Genomic DNA, 17,513 nt, shown 5'->3' on the forward strand with positions numbered 1-17,513 from the left:
TCTCCGGAGTCCATACTGCAATGAATGTTTCGACTGTTTTCCCATGGCGTTCGTTAGTGGCTCTTTTCATAGGGGCCTGCCTGGTTGTGTCAAGCCTCCAGGCCGTCGCAGTCGTGCTTCCGATTACAGCCACTTTCAACCCTGACCCGAGCAACCCGCAGAAAAACGAGTTCAAGAACACCACGCGCAATGTCGGATTTTGCTGGTCTTACCCCGCCATCTGCAAAAGTTACGGCATATTCAGTTTGCGTTCTCACGTGAATGTTGGAGTCCAAGGCGCGATCCAACCCAACCAAGAGGACGTGCGTAAAGGCGCGATGATCAAGACGCCAGCCGCCTGGCGAGCGTTGACGGTGTTGAACCGCGAGACCGGTGAACTCGCCACGGTCGAGGTGCGCATTGCCGGGATGGGCGGCGTTTACAGGCTCAGCGATGCCGCGACGGAGCTGACAGGGGAGCCGGAGTATGTCGGGGCGCATACGGCATTGTGGGGAAGCGACTGGCGAACAGCGCCGGGGCCATGCGTGGCTATAGGCACCACAACCTATTACGGTCCCACCGGTTTCCAATTCTTCTGGCTGACGCCTGAAGAAACGGTGTGTGGCAAGCAGGCTAAATTCCTCATTCCCGGGTTTGGTTACGGGGCTCTGGACTTTACTTACGAACTGCGCACGCCGGATCCGCTGAAGATGTCCTCGGGCATTTACCACGGCACGCAGGTTTATTCGATCGGCCCGGGCGGCGACTTCGATCTGGGCGATGTCGTCGCGCCCTCGGACAACATCATTCAGCTCGACTTCACCCTGACCGTCGAACACACCCTCAAAGTCGAGATACCCCCCGGCGGCAATCGGGTCGAGCTGTTACCGCAAGGCGGCTGGCAAGCCTGGTTGCAGCACGGGCGCAAACCCACGCGCCTGTTCCGCGACCAGACCTTCAACATCTCGGCCAGCTCGCGCTTCAAGATGAATCTGGAGTGTGAGTACACCCAGGACGTCAAGACCTGCTCGTTACGCGAGCCGGTGTCCGGTCACATCGTGCCCCTGAACGTCAGCGTCAGTCTGCCTCGCGGTTTGAGCGACGCCAATGGCCTCGCTGTCGAACGGCGCCCCCTGCTGCGTGACGGCAGCGGTACTGGATTATTTCAACCGGTTTTCTATGTGGAGCGAAGGCCGGGGACGCTGCACTTCGAGATTCCTCCCGACGCAGTAGCGCAAATGATAAGGCCCGAGCGACAACGGCAGTACTCCGGGAATGTGACGGTGATCTGGGATTCAGACATTTAGCGGGCCGCACTTTGCAGCATTCAATTCAACGAGGTTCAGTACGATGAAACACCTGTTGGCACTGTTTGGTTTTTATCTTTTCGCGCAACTGGCGCACGGGGCACCGAGTATCAATATCGGGACCGTTTACGACTATCTGGATGGCGACAAAAGTACCTACTTGAAGCGCGTATTCAATGGCGGCGACAGCACGGCCTTCGTCAAGGTCAACATCCTTGAAATCCTCTATGAAACCGATGGCACCTCGCGCGAAGTGCCGCTCAAGACCCAGGCCGACGGCAATGCCCGGGATGGCTTGATGGCCAGTCCCGCACGGCTGATCGTGCCGGCCAATGGCATGCAGGGCACCCGGTTGCTGTACATGGGTGAGCGCGACCGAGAGCGCTACTTCCGTGTGCGTTTCGTGCCGGTCGTACCGGAGAAGGAAGACGAGTTCGCAGTCTCCAGCGAAGAACGCGAAGACTACAAAAAGTCCCTGTCCGCCGGGGTCACCGTGCTGGCAGGTTACGGCGCGGTGTTTTTCGTGCGGCCCAAGGAAACGCGCTTCGACAGCGCAATCGAGAACGAGTCGGGCAACTACCGGATCCGCAACAACGGCAACACGGTGGTGGTGATCGACGAGTTCAAGGATTGCTCGATCAAGAACGAGCAGGACTGCCAGCCAACGACCAAGCATCACATTCTGGCCGGTCGCACGTTTCAGTTCGAAAAGCAGGCCGGTCGCGAGTACCACTTCACCTTGGTCGAAGGTGAGAGCGGCAAAAAAATCGACGTGAAGGGCTGACCCGGATGGTGACCATGTTCAAGAAACTGACTGTCATGCCCATGTTGGCTGTCGCCCTGCTGGCAAGCTCGTGGGCCTATGCGGCCAGAGAAGTGCGCACGTTCGAGGTGTTCGTGACGATTCCGACCCTGGCGTTCTACGTGATCCCCTCTGACCCTGGGTGGGTTCATCTTGAACAACGCCTGCCGTGGAATCTCACGACGTCGACGCTGGGCAGTCTGCGCAAGTACTTCGATGTGAAAAATGAGGCCGGCTCGATTGAAGCAAGGCTTGAGGGCCGGCCTTATCTGTCGAACGGCACCGATGCCCATGACATTGGCTTGCGAGTGCTGTTCAACGGCGTTCTGTTGAGTGAACTGGATAACCGCGAAGTGTTGCCGATGAGCGAAGCGGCGTTGGGTAAACGGGTCCTGCTGGAGGTCTTGCCATTTCCACCGGTCGACGGCGTTTACAAGCCTGGAAATTACTTTGGCAGCGTCAATCTGATTTTCAATGCGGTGTTACCGGGGGCGTGATGCGCACTCACCGGCTTTGCATGGAAACACCCAAAAGGACTGTATGAATCATGGACAAAATCAGAATAACGAGCCAGTTGAGTGCGCTGTTATTGACCGGGGGATTTACTGTGTCGGCGGGCGCGGTATCTGTGGATTTGACGGCAGTGTTTCGGCCGGACCCGGCAAAGCCCATGCACAACGAATTCAAGAACACGACCCCGCAAGGGGGGTATTGCAAGGATCATCCGGCTTATTGCGCCGATGGCATCTTCAGCATCGCGCTACCGATTCGATTCAGATCCATCGCGCCTATCCTGCCTGAGCATGCCGAACGTCAAGGCGCGATGTTCCGGACACCGTCGTACTGGAAGGAAGTCACGGTCATCCATGACGGCACCGGCAAAGCCGAGACGGTAAAAATGCGCGTCAACGGCATAGGGGCGGCGTACACGATCAAGGAGCCTCTTCCTGGAGGCGTTTGGGACGCCTCCTGGGTCAATGCGCCTGCACCGTGCAATTATGGCGGCGTGGGTTATGGGAGCGCGTATTACTACGCGTTTTTCTGGCGAGTGCCGGCCAATGCGGGGAGCTGTGCGAAACGGGCTTACCAACCGATTCCCGAGACGCTTGGGTTCGCCTATCAGGATGTCGGTTTTTCATATGAGCTGGTCACACCCGATCCGCTGAAAATGTCGACAGGCACTTACCGGGGCGTCATGAACTACACCGTAGGGCCGCAGCAGGATTTTGATATGGGTGATGTCATGTTGCCCGACGACGATTTGATCAACCTCAACTTCACCCTGACGGTTGAACACACCTTGAAAGTGGATATACCTCCTGGCGGTGATCGTGTGGAGCTGGTCCCGGAAGGTGGCTGGCAGTCCTGGCTGGCTCAGGGGCGTAAACCGACCCGGTTGTTTCGTGATCAGACGTTCAACATCTCTTCATCGACCCGCTTCAAAATGCATCTGGAGTGCAACATTCCGGGATTGTTCGATTGCATGATTCGCGACCCCGTTTCGCAACGCGCGGCGGTGGTGCAACTCAGCATCAGCTTGCCGAACGGCTTGACGGATACCAACGGGCAACCGGTCAAGCGTCGGCCGTTGCATGTCGGGCACGTGAACGCGCAAACATTCAACCCGGCGTTTTACGTGGAGCGTGCGCCGGGCATCCTGCATTTCGAGATTGCACCCTATTACGTGAACTACATGTTGAAGCCGGGTGAGGCCTCCAAATATTCCGGAAACTTCACCGTGGTTTGGGATTCGGATATCGGATAAGCGCAGCATGCCCTGAAGGCGTTTGTTTTCCTTCAGGGCACTGGCGGTTACCCGGCGTTGAGCAGCGCCTGTCGGGTCAATCGTCTGCTCAGCTGTTTTTCCTCGTAGCCGATGTCATTCAGCAATCCACCGTAGACCTCGTCGGTCATTTCTTCATCGGTGAGCACACGGTCTTCCTGGACGTTCAGTTGATTGGCAAGCTCCAGCAGTCGCTTCTTGAGTGCCTGTCTTTGCGCTATCACCCGTCCTTTGGAATTCGCCCAGGAACGCTGGGCCTCGCGCAATTCATCCAATTGATCGGTTCTGATTTCATACGTCCGGGCATTGCGCCTGAACTCCGCGGGATACATGTCATGCAGGTATTTTTCCCAGAACGACTGCTCGATCATGTGATTGATCAAACCGTCGCCGTCTTCCATCGACATCACGGTATCGAAGGCCGTATCGAGCATTTCGGCACTTACGCCGGCCACGGGTCGATAGAGCATGCTCTCCGATTGCCAGGGTAAGCCGAGACGCTGGGTAAGGCCGGTCTCGTAAGCGAGGAACACTTGGACTTCATCGGGATTACCTTTTCGGCTGGCGAAATCCGCCCGGGCGATGTCATCCACCCGTTCGAGACGCGCGGCGCCTTTGGCCAGGGTCACCAGCTTGCTTTCCAGGATCGCGGCCGATGTCGACTGGGCATAGGCCTCGCTGACCAGGACTTTGATGCCCATATTGTTGAATACCTGGGCACCGGCGTCGGCGCAGGTGGTCGGTGCGGTCGCCATCTCGAACAATTCTTTGCGCAATGTCGTGTCCAGGTCGATGGCCTCGATCATTCGCCATACGCGATCACTCAGTTGTTTGCGCCGCTCGCCACCGGCGCGGTAGTCGGCCGATTCGGTCTGCTTCTGGATCAAGCTGAAGAACCCTCGAGAGTGTGGCTCGGTCATCAGGTCGTGCCAGGCTTCGACCCTGAAGATGCCCACGCCTGCGGCCTTGTCGCTCCACCATTGGGAATCGTCGGACATGGGCCACTGATCGATCGCACGATCGGCGATGGCCAAGTACAGATGATCCGGGCTGATGCCGACTGACTTCCGGTAGTCCATATAGACAATCTGGTTGGTGTCCGAAAGATCGGTCGGAAACAGTCGCGTGCGTGCCACGAGGCGCGCGGCGTCCGAGCCGGGAACGACCGATGGGATGTCGCGCAACGGGTTTTGCATCAGGTCCAGATAAAACCCTCGCGGGCGATGTTTTGCGAACAGGCCGTCAGGCCAAGCAGTTGCGCCGGTGTTGCTCAAACTCAGAATCTTCAGTTTCGGCATGCGTTCGACGTTCGGCAACAGACCCAACTGTGGGTTGTCATCGAGCCTGAGCGTTTCCATGTGCGTCAAATGCCGCAGTTGCTCGACGGCCGAGCGGGTTAGCCGGATCCGGTTGTTCATCAAACGCAGCGTGCGAAGGAAATGCATTTTGCCAATCGTTACCGGCAGCTTTTCCAATCCGCAGCCTCGGGCACTCAGTTGCCGAAGATTAGGAAAATCCTTCAACAGCCCTGTGGCGCTGCTGGAAAAGCCGGTGCGGTCCAGATTCAGCGTACTGACCTGGTCGAGGTAGTACTTGAGATCAGGCAACTCACTCCACCACAGCTCCAGATCGAGCGTGTTGAACTCCGTTGAAAGGTCTAGCACATACCCGCCTTCGAGTGTGGCGCTGCGCTCGCCAAAAGCCTTCGATTTTCTTTGGAAACAGGCGATGAGCCGCTTGCAAATGTGCAACCCGCCACCACTCACGAACCCGTCCCGATCCGGGCCCCAGGTTTCAGGTTGGCGACGCCGCCATTTGTTGAGTGTGACTTGAAGATCGTACAGTTCGCGGTCAAGTCGATCGAGGGTCTGGCGCGCCTGAGGTTCTTCACCCAGTGAGCGGACAAAGGTGCTGAGCTCGCGCTCGTTCAAGTGCGGGTAAATGCCCTGCACCCGTTCCGCCAGGGTGGCCCTTTGTGTGGATAAGCTCGGGCCACGCAATAGCAGCAAGGTGTCTGGGTCGCCGACCGGACGAATCGGCGGCTCAGCCAGCGCGATCCGGCGCTCGGCGGGGGCTTCGGTTTTGACCAGCACCCATTGTCTGAACAAGGCTCCCTGGCCGGTTCGATATCCCAGTTGCCGGCGTTTGCCGGCCGGCAGAGCGTTGAGTACCGATTCGTAAAAGTCGTCGGCTTCGTGCAATTTGTGGTTGCCGGCGTCCCACACTTCGTACCGTGCCCCGGCGTCCTTGATCAATACCCGGATGAGCGACGCGTCTTCTGCTCCGACGCTGCATCGTAGCGGCCCGATGTTGGTGCCCTGGCGGACGTCGATACGCAAATCGCCGAATACGTCGGTGTGAATCCTGAGCGCATTCAGCACCAGTCGCTCAGTCTCTGGCACCCAGCGCGCCTCATCGGTGAAACCTTCATAGGCGTGGTTGGCCCGGGTTTCGAAGGCCGCTTCACGCGCCTGGTTTTTCAGGTTCAGTGGCAGGCGTTTGTCCTGTGTCATGCGTTCGAGCTCAGCGCCGCTGGCACTGTTGAGCAGTACCGTTGCCGCTCGGGTCGGTAGCTCTGGAGCCACGTCGCGCAGTCGTTGGACCTGCGGGTTGGCGCTCGCTTGTGCAACTTGATAGCGCTGATTGAAGATATCGGGCCTGAGGCGGTCTGCTTCGTCAGCCAGTTGATTGCGCAGCGCCTGGAGCTGTTCTTCCTTGGCGACATCCGGGCGGAGCAGCGCTTGAAGTTCTTCCTCGCTCAGAAACTCGATGAGCTGCTTTGGCAGGTCACCCTGCATGAGACGGGACAGACTGGTGGCGAGCGTCTGTTCGTCGCTCGCCTGGGCATTACCGTAGGTGCGGAACCGACCTGTCAGGTCGGTGTTTGCGTAAACTTTCAGAGCCTTGTCCGAGGGCCAGCCTTCAAGGTAAGTCGCCAGCGGTTCGAACCAGTAAGAAGCGGGATCGATAGGCCGTCCGTAGCGAATGTCATCAATAGCCTGCTCGGTTTGCTGCTGGATGTCTGCGCGATCAAGACCGTCGGTGAGCAACGGCGGCGGTGCGATGTTTTCGACGTACATTTGGCGTAATGCAGCCGCTTCGGTGCCGCTGGCAATGCGAATCTGCTCCAGCTGCGCATCGTTGAAACCGTCGACGCGGTGACCGAGACGCCGCATCAGTGTCGGGTGGTCCCAACCTTGCGGGTTTTCCGCTTCATGTGTCCAGGCGCCGAAGCCATTGTGTTTCAGCTCGGGTAAATAGGCCTCGCCGCGATGGGGGTGTTTGACACAATAGGTGCCCGTTTTCGGGTCGTTTTGCACGGCGTAATGTTTGTTGTCCAGCAGCAGAATCTTCTGACCTTCGTGGGTATGCAGACCCAATGCGTCAGGCACGGAGTCGGCCGGTAACTCGATGTCCGGCTGCTCGTAGGGCTTGAGGTCGGGATGCCACAAGCGCGGCTGGCCGTTGGGCAGTGCCACCGGTTTCATGCCTTCGATCAGCGGTGATAGTTTCAAGCGAGCGACCTCGCCAATCTTCACGCCGGCAGCAAACGCCGCCAGTTGAATGGCATCCGTCACCACGCCGACGATATGCTCGGCGGCTTCGGTCCATAGCCCCAACGTCATGTCGACGATGCCTTCGACGACATCGCTGGCCATCTGATAGGCGGTGTAGACCATCATCAATTCACCCAGCCCCGGAACGAATGGCGTGACGACCATCAGTGCGACGTTGAAGATGTCCGAGACAATTTTCTTGAAGTTCTCCCACCAGGCCCATCGGGCATTGCGATCGGTATCGGCGGTGGACACCGCGATGTGTCGCGCATCATTGAGGATCTTGTTCAGCTTCTGCTGATAGAGGTGCTCCCATAACTCACCGCGCATAGGTGCGGTGCTGAACTGTAGATTGGGGGGGCTGACCGGCTCTTCCCGCCAGCTCGGGCGTTGGTCCAGTGGCTCTTTTTGATGCCATTTAACCTCGAACAGGCGTTGCGCCAACCCGCCGAAAAAATGCCCGCGCTCGGAGTGGTTTACGAACCGGCTGAAGTACTGGCGATAAGTCATTCCGGTAGACGATATGACAGCGTCATCACGCAGTTGGCGAGTCAGTTCATTCATGAATGCGATAGTCGACGGGTACTCTTTCAGTGGATGCTCCGGGTCTTGCGGGACGTAAGCAAATATTGGTACGACATCGCGGGTTCGACCCAGGTCCGGTGTGATCAGTACGATCCCGGTCAACTGGCTATCCATAATGGACAATTCAGCGAAGTGCATCACCCGGCCTTTACGGGTGAGGTTGCGCTGACCATCAAGCATCTTCAGGATCAAATCGCGGGCGTCGGCGTCAATGTCATCGGTCATCACCGCCTGTTGAGCAGCCGCTTTGAACGCGGCTTTCTCGTAATTGACGATGTTGAGTTTCAACATGTCCTGAGCAAGGCCGTCACTGGGCAGCAACTGTTCTTCGAGGTATCGGGTGTAGCGGGCGCCGATGTCCAATTCACGACATAAGGTCTGAAATTGTGCGATGGACATTTTGTGTTTGATCGGCCGAATGTCGAAGTGCCCGCGCGCATCGGGTTGACTGATAAAGTCCGAGCCCGATTCGCAGGTTTCGGTCAGCGCGAAGTTGTGCAGGGCGGCGTCCAACAATGAGACCGTACGGGTCACCACACCGCCTGAGAGGTCAACGACATACCAAGGGCGTTCTCTGGGTAAGTAAAGATGCAGGCAGGTTGTCTTTACATCAACGTCGACACCGTATTGTTCCAACAACGCGTCGGTCAGTAACGGTTCGGCGAATTTATAAATGTTTTGTAACTCTTCAAGAGCCCGTTCTACCCTGTTTTGAGCGGACCAGAGTTTGATATTGGACTCTTGTAATCGGGTGTGATCGATGTCTGTGGCGGTCTTTATCCATTGCCCGATTGCCGTTTGAGTGAGGCTTAGCTCCTGAGCCCTTTGCAAAGAGGCGCTTTTGAAGATGGGGTGGATCCGGTTTTGGATAAAATCGTAATGGCGGCCATTTAAATCGGCAGTTTCCGGTAATGAATCACCCAATATACTTCCTTGTATTTCAGACATGTTTTTATAAAACCTTGAATATCCATGAGAGTCACCAGCCTAACTCCCAAGGCTCAAAGTAAAAGTTTGAATTACTGTTCTTGAATACGTGTGGATACTTGCCGACGCATTGAGATTATCAATGCCGAAAATAATTAATTACCACCCGTGATCAGTGTCGGGCGACTTCAACAGGCAGGCATCCTGTATGACTCCCCGGTTGCAGGTAAGGCATCAGAATCGGTGCCATGCCCTTGAGCACTTGCACCGGCAACGCCGAAGTAAATTTGAAGGCTTCGGCTGTGCGCCCCGGCACGTAGGCGGTCAAGGTGCCGAAATGGTTATCGCCGATGTAGAACACGAACGTTGCAGTGCGGTTGATCGATTTCGAACTCAGAATCCGGCCACCTGGACCGATGGCTTCGATGCGGTTGTCGCCGGTCCCGGTTTTGCCGCCCATGGCCAACGGGGTACCGTCGGCCAGTTTGAAACTGCCTGCCACGCGTTTGGCCGTGCCGGCATCCACCACTTGCGACAAGGCCTCGCGCATGGCGGTTGCCACCTCGGAAGGCATCACGCGTTTGCCGACGACCGGATTGTTGATCAGTTGGGTTTCATAGGGCGTATCGGCTGCGAAATGCAGGCTGTCGATACGCAGCGTTGGCAGGCGCACACCATCGTTGAGGATGGTGCCGATCAGCTCTGCCAGCGCCGCGGGGCGGTCGCCGGAGCTGCCGATGGCGGTGGCCAGCGAGGGCACCAGGTGATCGAACGGATAGCCGACTTTCTGCCAGCGTTGATGAATATCAAGGAATGCCTCGATCTCCAGCATCGTGCGGATACGGCTGTCACGGGCGCCCTTGTGTTTGCTTTTGAACAGCCAGCTGTAAACCTCCTGGCGTTCGAATTCGCTGGCTTTGACGATCTGACTGAACTTGGCGTCGGGGTTGTTCAGCAAATAGCCCATCAGCCACAGATCCAGCGGGTGGACCTTGGCGATGAAACCTTGATCCGGTAGGTCGTAGGTGCCCGGGCCGTAACTCAGGTACAGGCGTTCGAGGCGTTCGTCGGTGAGTTTTTCCGTGAGCTTGGCGCCTTTGAGGTGCGACCGTACGAAGGTGTTGAAACTTTCCTGGTCGGCCTGCGGGAACAGATAGCGATGTACGGCGGCCATGCGGATCGGGGTCGGGTGCATGCTGTCGAGAAAGGTCTCGAGGCGGGTTTGGGTGTCCTTGTTCTGGTACTTCTTCCAGAATCGCAACAGGAATGTGGTGCCTTCGCGGTCGGCGAACTGAGCCAGGTATTCCTGACGCCGCGGGTCGCGGTCGTCCTTGAGCAATTCGGCGCTGCTGTTGGGGCCCGCGTAGGTACTGTAACGCACCAAATCACGCATCAGCCGGATGAACGGCAGGTTGATCGACTCACGAATGGCATCGCGCAGGGTCGGCATGCGGCCGTTGTCTTCCTTGCGGAAGTTAACGAACGTGTGCAGCCCGCCGCCGGTGAAAAAGGCCTCGCCGGGGCTGGCGGAATATTTGCGATCCAGGGCGGCGCCGAGCATTTTTGGCAAGCTGCGGTCCGTGTTCTGAATCATGTACTCGACGGCCCAACTGCTCAGGCGATCCTGTTCGGCGACTTCGGTTTTCTTCAGTTCGGCAACGGTCATGCCTGCGTAGCGATCGTGCAATTCGGAGATGATCTGCAGGTAGGTGGTGAGCACGCGCATTTTTGCGGTGGAGCCCAGTTCCAGCTTGCTGCCTTCATTGATGTCGAACGGCTGGTCGGTGCTGTCAGTCTGCACCCGTACCCGCGAACCATCCGGGGTCAGTTCGAACAGGGTGAAGCTGTAGCGCACCTGCGTGGTGCTGGTGGGGGTGAGCAGGCGTTCGCCGATCAGGCCGATTTCCGCTGCATAAGCTGGGTCGGCCAGGTGCTTGAGGTACGCGGTGGCCTGGGTTTGCAGCTCGCCTTGCAGGGTGCTGGTGGCGGAAAGGTCGAGGCGGTCGAGGTCATACAGCGGACGGTTGAGCAAACTGCCCAGCCGACTGCGCGCGACACTGATGCCTTTGTTGGTTTCGATCGGTTGGATGGTGGGCTGGGTCTGCCAGTCGCGATAGGTCACTTGGCTGGCCAGTGCCGCCGCCGCGAGCGGCGCATCGATCACGCCATTTTGTGACAGCAGGCGAATATGGCTGTCGGTCAGGCTGGCCAATTCATCGCGGCCCTTGGTCAAGTAGTGCGAAGGGCGGCGTTGAGCAATCATCAGCGACAGCATTTCACGCAGGGCCAGGCCTTTCTCCGCCAGGCTTTTCTGATCGGTGTCGGTGCTGGCCAGCCGTTCGTTGGCCTTGTTGAAGTCGGCGCCGTACCACACACGCAAACCTTCGGCCATGCCATGCACTTCACCATGGCCCGGCACTGCCGACAGCGGAACACTGTTGAGGTAGTCGCGAATCACATTTTGCCGTACCTGGAGGGTTTCCGGCCCCGTCTGATAGGCCCGCACGCTGGCGGAAATCATTTGGCGGATTTTTTCCGCGCCCGACACCGTCAAGCCGTCGGGTGAGTGTCGATATTTCTCAAGCTGTGTCGCCAGTGTACTGCCGCCCGCCGATTGGCCGGGCAGGCGCAACAGCTTGGCCACCTGGGACCACGCGGCCATGCCGAACCGCGGCCAGTCCACGGCGGGGTTGGCCAGGGGCTGGCGCGGATCGAGCAGAAAGCGGTTTTCGATGAACAGCAAGCTGTTGACCACCACCGGCGGGATCGCCGCAAAGCTTGAATAGAGCTGTTGTGGATACTTGAACTGGTACAGCGGTGCCGCGCGGCAATCGGTGATCGACAGCCCGGCCTGGATTTTCTCGGTATAGGGAATGAAAAAGCCCTTGTCGCTGTACTTCATCAGCGCAGGCGAAAAGCGGGTTTGCGCCGCTATCACGTAATCGCGCTTGAGCAGGCGCGGCAGAAATTCATCCAGGGAGCTGTAGCCCAGACGCTGATCGAACGGGCCTTCGCCAGGGTAGCGAATCGCGTCGCTGGGGCCGGGTTGCAGTTCGTATTTCAGCGAGGCGGCATATTTGCTGATTTCCCGGGCTTGGAACTTGGAGGTGCGCATTTCCTTGGCTGCGGCCAGGCCCAGGACAATCAGGATAATCAGCAGCAGCAACCAGAACGCCCCCCAGCCGTGCCGTGAACGACGGGGTTTTTCAGGTAAAGGCGCTTCATCCACACGTTCAGTCGGAACCACAGTGTCACTCGAATCGGTTTGCCACAAAGCGCCCATAGTCGACTGATCCATTCACGCAGATTGATCGGACTTGTTTGAAGCTTAGACGGTGGTTGGCATTGGTGAAAAAATTGTGAACAACCAAATATCAGATGCGCATCATTACCTGTGGCAAGGGAGCTTACTGTGGACAGGGACTTACTGTGGTGAGGGGGCTTGCCTGTGGCGAGGGGGCTTGCCCCCGTTGGACTGCGCAGCAGTCCCCAAAAATCAGCAACACTGGATTTTTTCAGACACGCCGCATGTACAGGATTCACGACTGCTGCGCAGCCGAACGGGGGCAAGCCCCCTCGCCACAGAGTCCCGCTTTATAGCCAGCAAGCATCCCACAACGGGTAATCGCCAATCTTTTCTACCAACCCTGCGCGCAAGGGATTGGCAACAATGTAACGAGCGAATGGCAGGAGTTCTTCTCCATCGCGGATTGCCCGGTCGTGGTGGCCGCTTTGCCATAGCGGACCACACCGACCGTTCATTTTGTTCACTGCCAGGGTGCAGCGTGACTTGGTAGAGCCGACAACATTGCCCAGATTGTTGCCCTGCAGTTGCATTAGCCAATGAAAATGATCGGGCATCACAACCCAGGCAATTGAATTCACTAAACCCGCATCGTGAGCTCGGCGCAGTTCTGCGACAAGCAGACGCCCCAATCGCCAGTCAGAGAATATGGGTTGGCGCTCGTGAATAACTGCGGTGATGAGGTAAGCGCGGCCGTTTTCAGAGGCTCTGCCAAAGCGCAGGCGATGAGAGTTTGGTTGAGTAGGCAATCCATTGCTTCCTTGCGTAATAGTCAGGTGACCCTTCCACGCTAGTGCCCGATTGTCTGTTTCGGTTCTGCAAATGCTGAGTGAAGATTCTGATTCCTGCGAAGGATTCACTACAGCAAGAAACCTATTGTGGTGAGGGGGCTTACTTTGGTGAGGAGGATTCCTGTGGCGAGGGGGCTTGCCCCCGCTGGACTGCGCAGCAGTCCCAAAAACCAGCAACACCGGATTTTTTCAGACACACCGCATGTGTTCACGACTGCTGCGCAGCCGAACGGGGGCAAGCCCCCTCGCCACAGGAATCCTCCCCATCACAGTAAGCCCCCTGCCCACAACAATCCCCTCACCATAAGGGGGGGGGCGTCTGAAAGGGTTGAGCTAGACGCATCGGAGAGGTAAATGCTGCCTAGGTAGGGGCATGACGATGCACCATTGCTGTGCAATACTCCGTGCGGTTTCAGTGGCGAAAAAACCTGCATAAGCCAGGTAATGCCACTCCGTTCTGCGGGAATTACCCGTTAGTTATCGCTGAATATTGTGTTTTATATAGTGAAAACACCTGTCGTTAGCTTTTTATACTGCACGCCCCGCTGATCTTGGAGGTTTTGTCCTACAAGACGTGTCTGTCCACAAGACAGGCCCGGTTTCACCAGGCACTGGCCTATCGGTCGGCGCTTCGACACTCAGTGGTCATATCCAATAACAAGACGAGGTTGCACCCCTATGCCAGTCGGCAATCACCTGCCTCACGGCGAGACCGCTCAGGGCGGCCCGCTTAAACGCGAACTGGGCGAACGGCATATTCGCCTGATGGCACTCGGTGCCTGTATCGGCGTCGGCCTGTTCCTGGGTTCGGCCAAGGCCATCGAAATGGCCGGCCCGGCCATCATGCTCTCCTACATCATCGGCGGTCTGGCGATCCTGGTGATCATGCGTGCCCTCGGCGAAATGGCCGTGCACAATCCGGTCGCCGGCTCGTTCAGCCGTTATGCCCAGGATTACCTCGGGCCTTTGGCGGGTTTTCTGACCGGCTGGAACTACTGGTTCCTGTGGCTGGTGACCTGCGTCGCGGAAATCACCGCAGTGGCGGTGTACATGGGCGTCTGGTTCCCCGACGTGCCGCGCTGGATCTGGGCACTCGCCGCGCTGGTCAGCATGGGCTCTATCAACCTGATCGCGGTGAAAGCCTTCGGTGAGTTCGAATTCTGGTTCGCCCTGATCAAGATCGTCACCATCATTGCGATGGTGGTCGGCGGTATCGGCGTGATCGCGTTCGGCTTCGGCAACGACGGCGTCGCCCTGGGGATTTCCAATCTGTGGGCCCACGGCGGCTTCATGCCCAACGGCGTGCAAGGCGTGTTGATGTCCCTGCAAATGGTGATGTTCGCCTACCTCGGCGTCGAGATGATCGGCCTGACCGCCGGTGAAGCGAAGAACCCGCAGAAGACCATCCCCAATGCGATCGGCTCGGTGTTCTGGCGGATTCTGCTGTTCTACGTCGGCGCCTTGTTCGTGATTCTGTCGATCTACCCATGGAACGCCATCGGCACCCAGGGCAGCCCGTTCGTGATGACCTTCGAGCGTCTGGGCATCAAGACCGCCGCTGGCATCATCAACTTCGTGGTGATCACCGCGGCGTTGTCGTCCTGCAACGGCGGCATCTTCAGCACCGGGCGCATGCTCTACAGCCTGGCGCAAAATGGCCAGGCACCGGCCGGTTTCGCCAAAACCTCGAACGGCGGTGTGCCCCGTCGTGCGTTGCTGTTGTCGATCGGCGCGTTGTTGCTGGGCGTGCTGCTCAACTACATGGTGCCTGAGAAGGTTTTCGTCTGGGTTACTGCGATAGCCACCTTCGGCGCGATCTGGACCTGGGTGATGATCCTGCTGGCCCAGCTCAAGTTCCGCAAAGGCCTGAGCGCCAGCGAACGTGCCGGCCTGAAATACCGCATGTGGCTGTACCCGATCAGTTCGTATCTGGCGCTGGCATTTCTGGTGCTGGTGGTCGGCCTGATGGCGTACTTCCCGGACACCCGAGTGGCGCTGTATGTGGGCCCGGCGTTCCTGGTACTGCTGACGGTGTTGTTCTACATGTTCAAGTTGCAGCCGACCAACGTGACGCAAGGCGCGGTGCGTTCGGCTTCGTAAGTTGTAACGCCAGCCATACAAAAGCCCCGGTCAGAATGATCGGGGCTTTTGCATTTAAACGGCTGCCACGGGTATCGGCACATTCAACCGCTTATTGAAATCCAGCCAAACCCCCAGCAACGCCATCAATCCGACCCCCAACATTGCGCTGAATAGCTGCATCGCCAATACGTTCCCACCCAAGGCATTGAGCATGTCCGCCAACGGCGCCAGCAACACACCAAAACAAAACACCTCCAGAGAATATCGGCCCATGCGACAGCTTTGTCGCGCCAGCCAGTGTTGCGTCCAGCCCGTGTCCGGCAACAACCTGGCGGTGACGTAGGCGAGGGCGAGGAAGTGCAGCAGACGCGCCGGTGAGAGGTTGGTCTTGCTGATCGGATAGAGCCATTCGCCGAGCCATTGGGGCATGAACGCGTCATGCACGGTCGGCCATTTCCACGACAGCGCGATCATCCCGCTCATTACCAGATAGGTCAGAGCCGCGATGAAAACCGGCTGTCGAGTCAGCGGTCGAGGTTTCGGCGCCCGAGGCCTTTGCCGGTGAATCGCCGCCGCGCCCCCGAGAATAAACAGCAGCTGCCAGGCCATTGGATTGAAAAACCACACGCCCCCGTCGGTGCCCGCCAGGTTCCACTGCAACCATGGCGCCAGCAGGTACAACACCACCGACAGCCCCACCACGTATTCAGCCTTGCGCAGCAGTATCGGCAGTACCAGCGACAGGCCGAGCAGCAACAGAATGTACAGCGGCAACGGGTCCATCAGGTTCGGTTTGAAGCGCAGCAGCAATTCATCCATCAACGCCTGCTGCGGATTGCTCAGGAAATACTGCAAGCCCATTTCCTGCACCAGATCGCGGGTTTCCACGTGGCTGTTGGCGAAAAATACGATGCCCATCAGTAGCGCCAGCAAAAAGATGTGCACTACATAAAGCACCCAGGCGCGTCGCAGGATCTTCACCGTAGCGACCATGAGCCCGTCGCGCCGGGCGATCTTGCCGTAGGCCAGCACGGCCGCGTAACCGGCCAGGAACACGAAAATCTCCGCCGCATCGCTGAAGCCGAAGTTACGCACCGTGAACTGCGCGAGCGGGTTCTGCGGCACGTGGTCCCAGAAGATAAAGATCAGGGCCAGGCCGCGGAAAAAGTCGATTCGGTGATCGCGTCCAGACGTCATGAAGGCGGGCTCTTGAACGGGCTGTTGGATAAGGAGTTGCCGGCGCCGCAAAAGAGGGTGCGCCGCACATTGGCGGCGCGCAGGGTGCCGTTATTCACAGGCAATTGCAAAAGGCTGGATATTACCGAATGTCTCAGATGCTTATAGCGAACGGATAGAACGGCGTGGCCGTCGGTCTGCCGGACTGTCCGCGCACCAGAACTCCCCATGATGGCATCTGGCGAGCATCTACACTTCGGTTCTCAGGAGTGTGAAACGTGAAGGTTTCGCTGATTGTCCCGGTATTCAACGAAGAGCAGGCGATCAGTCTGTTCCACCAAGCGGTGCGTCGTGAGTTGAAACTTGACCCTTATGAAGTCGAGATCGTGTTCATCAACGACGGCAGTACCGACCAGACGGCTGAGCAGGCCAAAGCGCTGGCTCAGGTCGATGAACAGGTATTGCTGATCAATTTCTCGCGCAACTTCGGCAAGGAGCCGGCGTTGTTTGCCGGGCTGGAGTACGCCACCGGCGATGCGGTGATCCCCATGGACGTGGACCTGCAGGACCCGATCAGCGTCATCCCGAGGTTGATTGCCGAGTGGCAAAAGGGTGCCGATGTGGTACTCGCCAAGCGCCGGGATCGTGCCAGCGACAGTTATTTGAAACGCCACAGTGCGGCAATGTTCTACCACCTGCTGAACAGGATTTCCTACACCCGTATCGAAGAGAACGTCGGGGATTTCCGCCTCATGGACCGCAAGGTGGTCAATGTGATTCGCGCACTCCCCGAGCATCAGTTGTTCATGAAAGGCGTTCTATCGTGGGCCGGTTTCACCACCGTGGTGGTGGAGTACGAGCGGGCCCAGCGGGTGGCCGGACGCAGCAAATTCAATGGCTGGAAGCTGTGGAACCTGGCGCTGGAAGGCATTACCTCGTTCAGCACCGTACCCTTGCAGTTGTGGACTTACATCGGCGGCGGCATTTCAATCTTCGCGGTGCTGTATGCGGTGTACATGGTGCTGGACAAGATTTTCTTCGGCAACAGCGTCCCCGGTTACCCCTCGTTGATGACGGCCATATTGTTTCTGGGCGGTGTGCAACTGATCGGCATCGGCATTCTTGGAGAGTATGTCGGTCGCATCTACATCGAAGCCAAGCATCGGCCCCGGTATGTGATCAAAGACGTCATCGGCGGCAAAGACCGGGTCGGGCTTTAG

Annotated in this window: 10 protein-coding genes; 6 read left to right on the top strand and 4 right to left on the bottom strand. The window is 57.9% G+C overall.

All coding sequences use genetic code 11. The annotated features are described in order from the left end of the window. Window positions 1–20 precede the first annotated feature (20 nt). The 4 genes from AC1RL4_RS08820 to AC1RL4_RS08835 are packed head-to-tail and all read left to right on the top strand — an operon-like array spanning window position 21 to window position 3,853. Window positions 21–1,286 carry a hypothetical protein gene (locus AC1RL4_RS08820; RefSeq protein ID WP_493119494.1) on the top strand — a complete coding sequence of 422 codons (1,266 nt, stop codon included), beginning with the start codon at window positions 21–23 and terminating at the stop codon, window positions 1,284–1,286. A gap of 43 nt (window positions 1,287–1,329) precedes the next feature. After that, window positions 1,330–2,070 (top strand): molecular chaperone, encoded by a 741-nt coding sequence (locus tag AC1RL4_RS08825; protein WP_489078580.1) that lies wholly within the window; start codon window positions 1,330–1,332, stop codon window positions 2,068–2,070. Window positions 2,071–2,084: 14 nt separating this feature from the next. Next, complete coding sequence (locus tag AC1RL4_RS08830; RefSeq protein ID WP_096481011.1) at window positions 2,085–2,585, top strand: CS1 type fimbrial major subunit; 501 nt, start codon at window positions 2,085–2,087, stop codon at window positions 2,583–2,585. Between the two features lie 50 nt (window positions 2,586–2,635). Next, window positions 2,636–3,853: a hypothetical protein gene (locus tag AC1RL4_RS08835; RefSeq protein WP_493119496.1), complete on the top strand. Its 1,218-nt coding sequence runs from the start codon at window positions 2,636–2,638 to the stop codon at window positions 3,851–3,853. Between the two features lie 47 nt (window positions 3,854–3,900). Here the strand turns inward: AC1RL4_RS08835 and AC1RL4_RS08840 are convergent, their stop codons facing one another. The 3 genes from AC1RL4_RS08840 to AC1RL4_RS08850 form a co-directional block, all read right to left on the bottom strand. Next, entirely contained in the window at window positions 3,901–8,961 is a 5,061-nt protein-coding gene (locus AC1RL4_RS08840; RefSeq protein ID WP_489078582.1) for an NEL-type E3 ubiquitin ligase domain-containing protein, read from the bottom strand. 151 nt (window positions 8,962–9,112) lie between these two features. Further along, entirely contained in the window at window positions 9,113–12,223 is a 3,111-nt protein-coding gene (locus AC1RL4_RS08845) for a transglycosylase domain-containing protein (protein WP_096481009.1), read from the bottom strand. Between the two features lie 311 nt (window positions 12,224–12,534). Next, complete coding sequence (locus AC1RL4_RS08850) at window positions 12,535–12,993, bottom strand: REP-associated tyrosine transposase (RefSeq protein ID WP_019581582.1); 459 nt, start codon at window positions 12,991–12,993, stop codon at window positions 12,535–12,537. Window positions 12,994–13,713: 720 nt separating this feature from the next. On the opposite strand from AC1RL4_RS08850, the gene AC1RL4_RS08855 reads away from it, so the two are divergent. Continuing rightward, window positions 13,714–15,135, top strand: a complete 1,422-nt coding sequence (locus AC1RL4_RS08855) for an amino acid permease (protein ID WP_019581581.1) — start codon at window positions 13,714–13,716, stop codon at window positions 15,133–15,135. 54 nt (window positions 15,136–15,189) lie between these two features. Here AC1RL4_RS08855 and AC1RL4_RS08860 read toward each other — a convergent pair whose 3' ends face one another. After that, window positions 15,190–16,314, bottom strand: coding sequence for an OpgC family protein (locus tag AC1RL4_RS08860; protein ID WP_493119501.1), 1,125 nt, complete (start codon window positions 16,312–16,314; stop codon window positions 15,190–15,192). Window positions 16,315–16,571: 257 nt separating this feature from the next. Here AC1RL4_RS08860 and AC1RL4_RS08865 point away from each other — a divergent pair, with 257 nt between their 5' ends. After that, window positions 16,572–17,513, top strand: a complete 942-nt coding sequence (locus AC1RL4_RS08865) for a glycosyltransferase family 2 protein (protein WP_018926640.1) — start codon at window positions 16,572–16,574, stop codon at window positions 17,511–17,513.

Source organism: Pseudomonas sp. GW822-FHT07A10 (assembly GCF_058798795.1).

Coding starts and splice junctions, on each gene's coding strand:
- AC1RL4_RS08830 (WP_096481011.1), top strand. CDS start 2,085: ATGTTCAAGAAACTGACTGTCATGCCCATGTTGGCTGTCGCCCTGCTG.
- AC1RL4_RS08845 (WP_096481009.1), bottom strand. CDS start 12,223: ATGGGCGCTTTGTGGCAAACCGATTCGAGTGACACTGTGGTTCCGACT.
- AC1RL4_RS08825 (WP_489078580.1), top strand. CDS start 1,330: ATGAAACACCTGTTGGCACTGTTTGGTTTTTATCTTTTCGCGCAACTG.
- AC1RL4_RS08855 (WP_019581581.1), top strand. CDS start 13,714: ATGCCAGTCGGCAATCACCTGCCTCACGGCGAGACCGCTCAGGGCGGC.
- AC1RL4_RS08820 (WP_493119494.1), top strand. CDS start 21: ATGAATGTTTCGACTGTTTTCCCATGGCGTTCGTTAGTGGCTCTTTTC.
- AC1RL4_RS08835 (WP_493119496.1), top strand. CDS start 2,636: ATGGACAAAATCAGAATAACGAGCCAGTTGAGTGCGCTGTTATTGACC.
- AC1RL4_RS08860 (WP_493119501.1), bottom strand. CDS start 16,314: ATGACGTCTGGACGCGATCACCGAATCGACTTTTTCCGCGGCCTGGCC.
- AC1RL4_RS08840 (WP_489078582.1), bottom strand. CDS start 8,961: ATGTCTGAAATACAAGGAAGTATATTGGGTGATTCATTACCGGAAACT.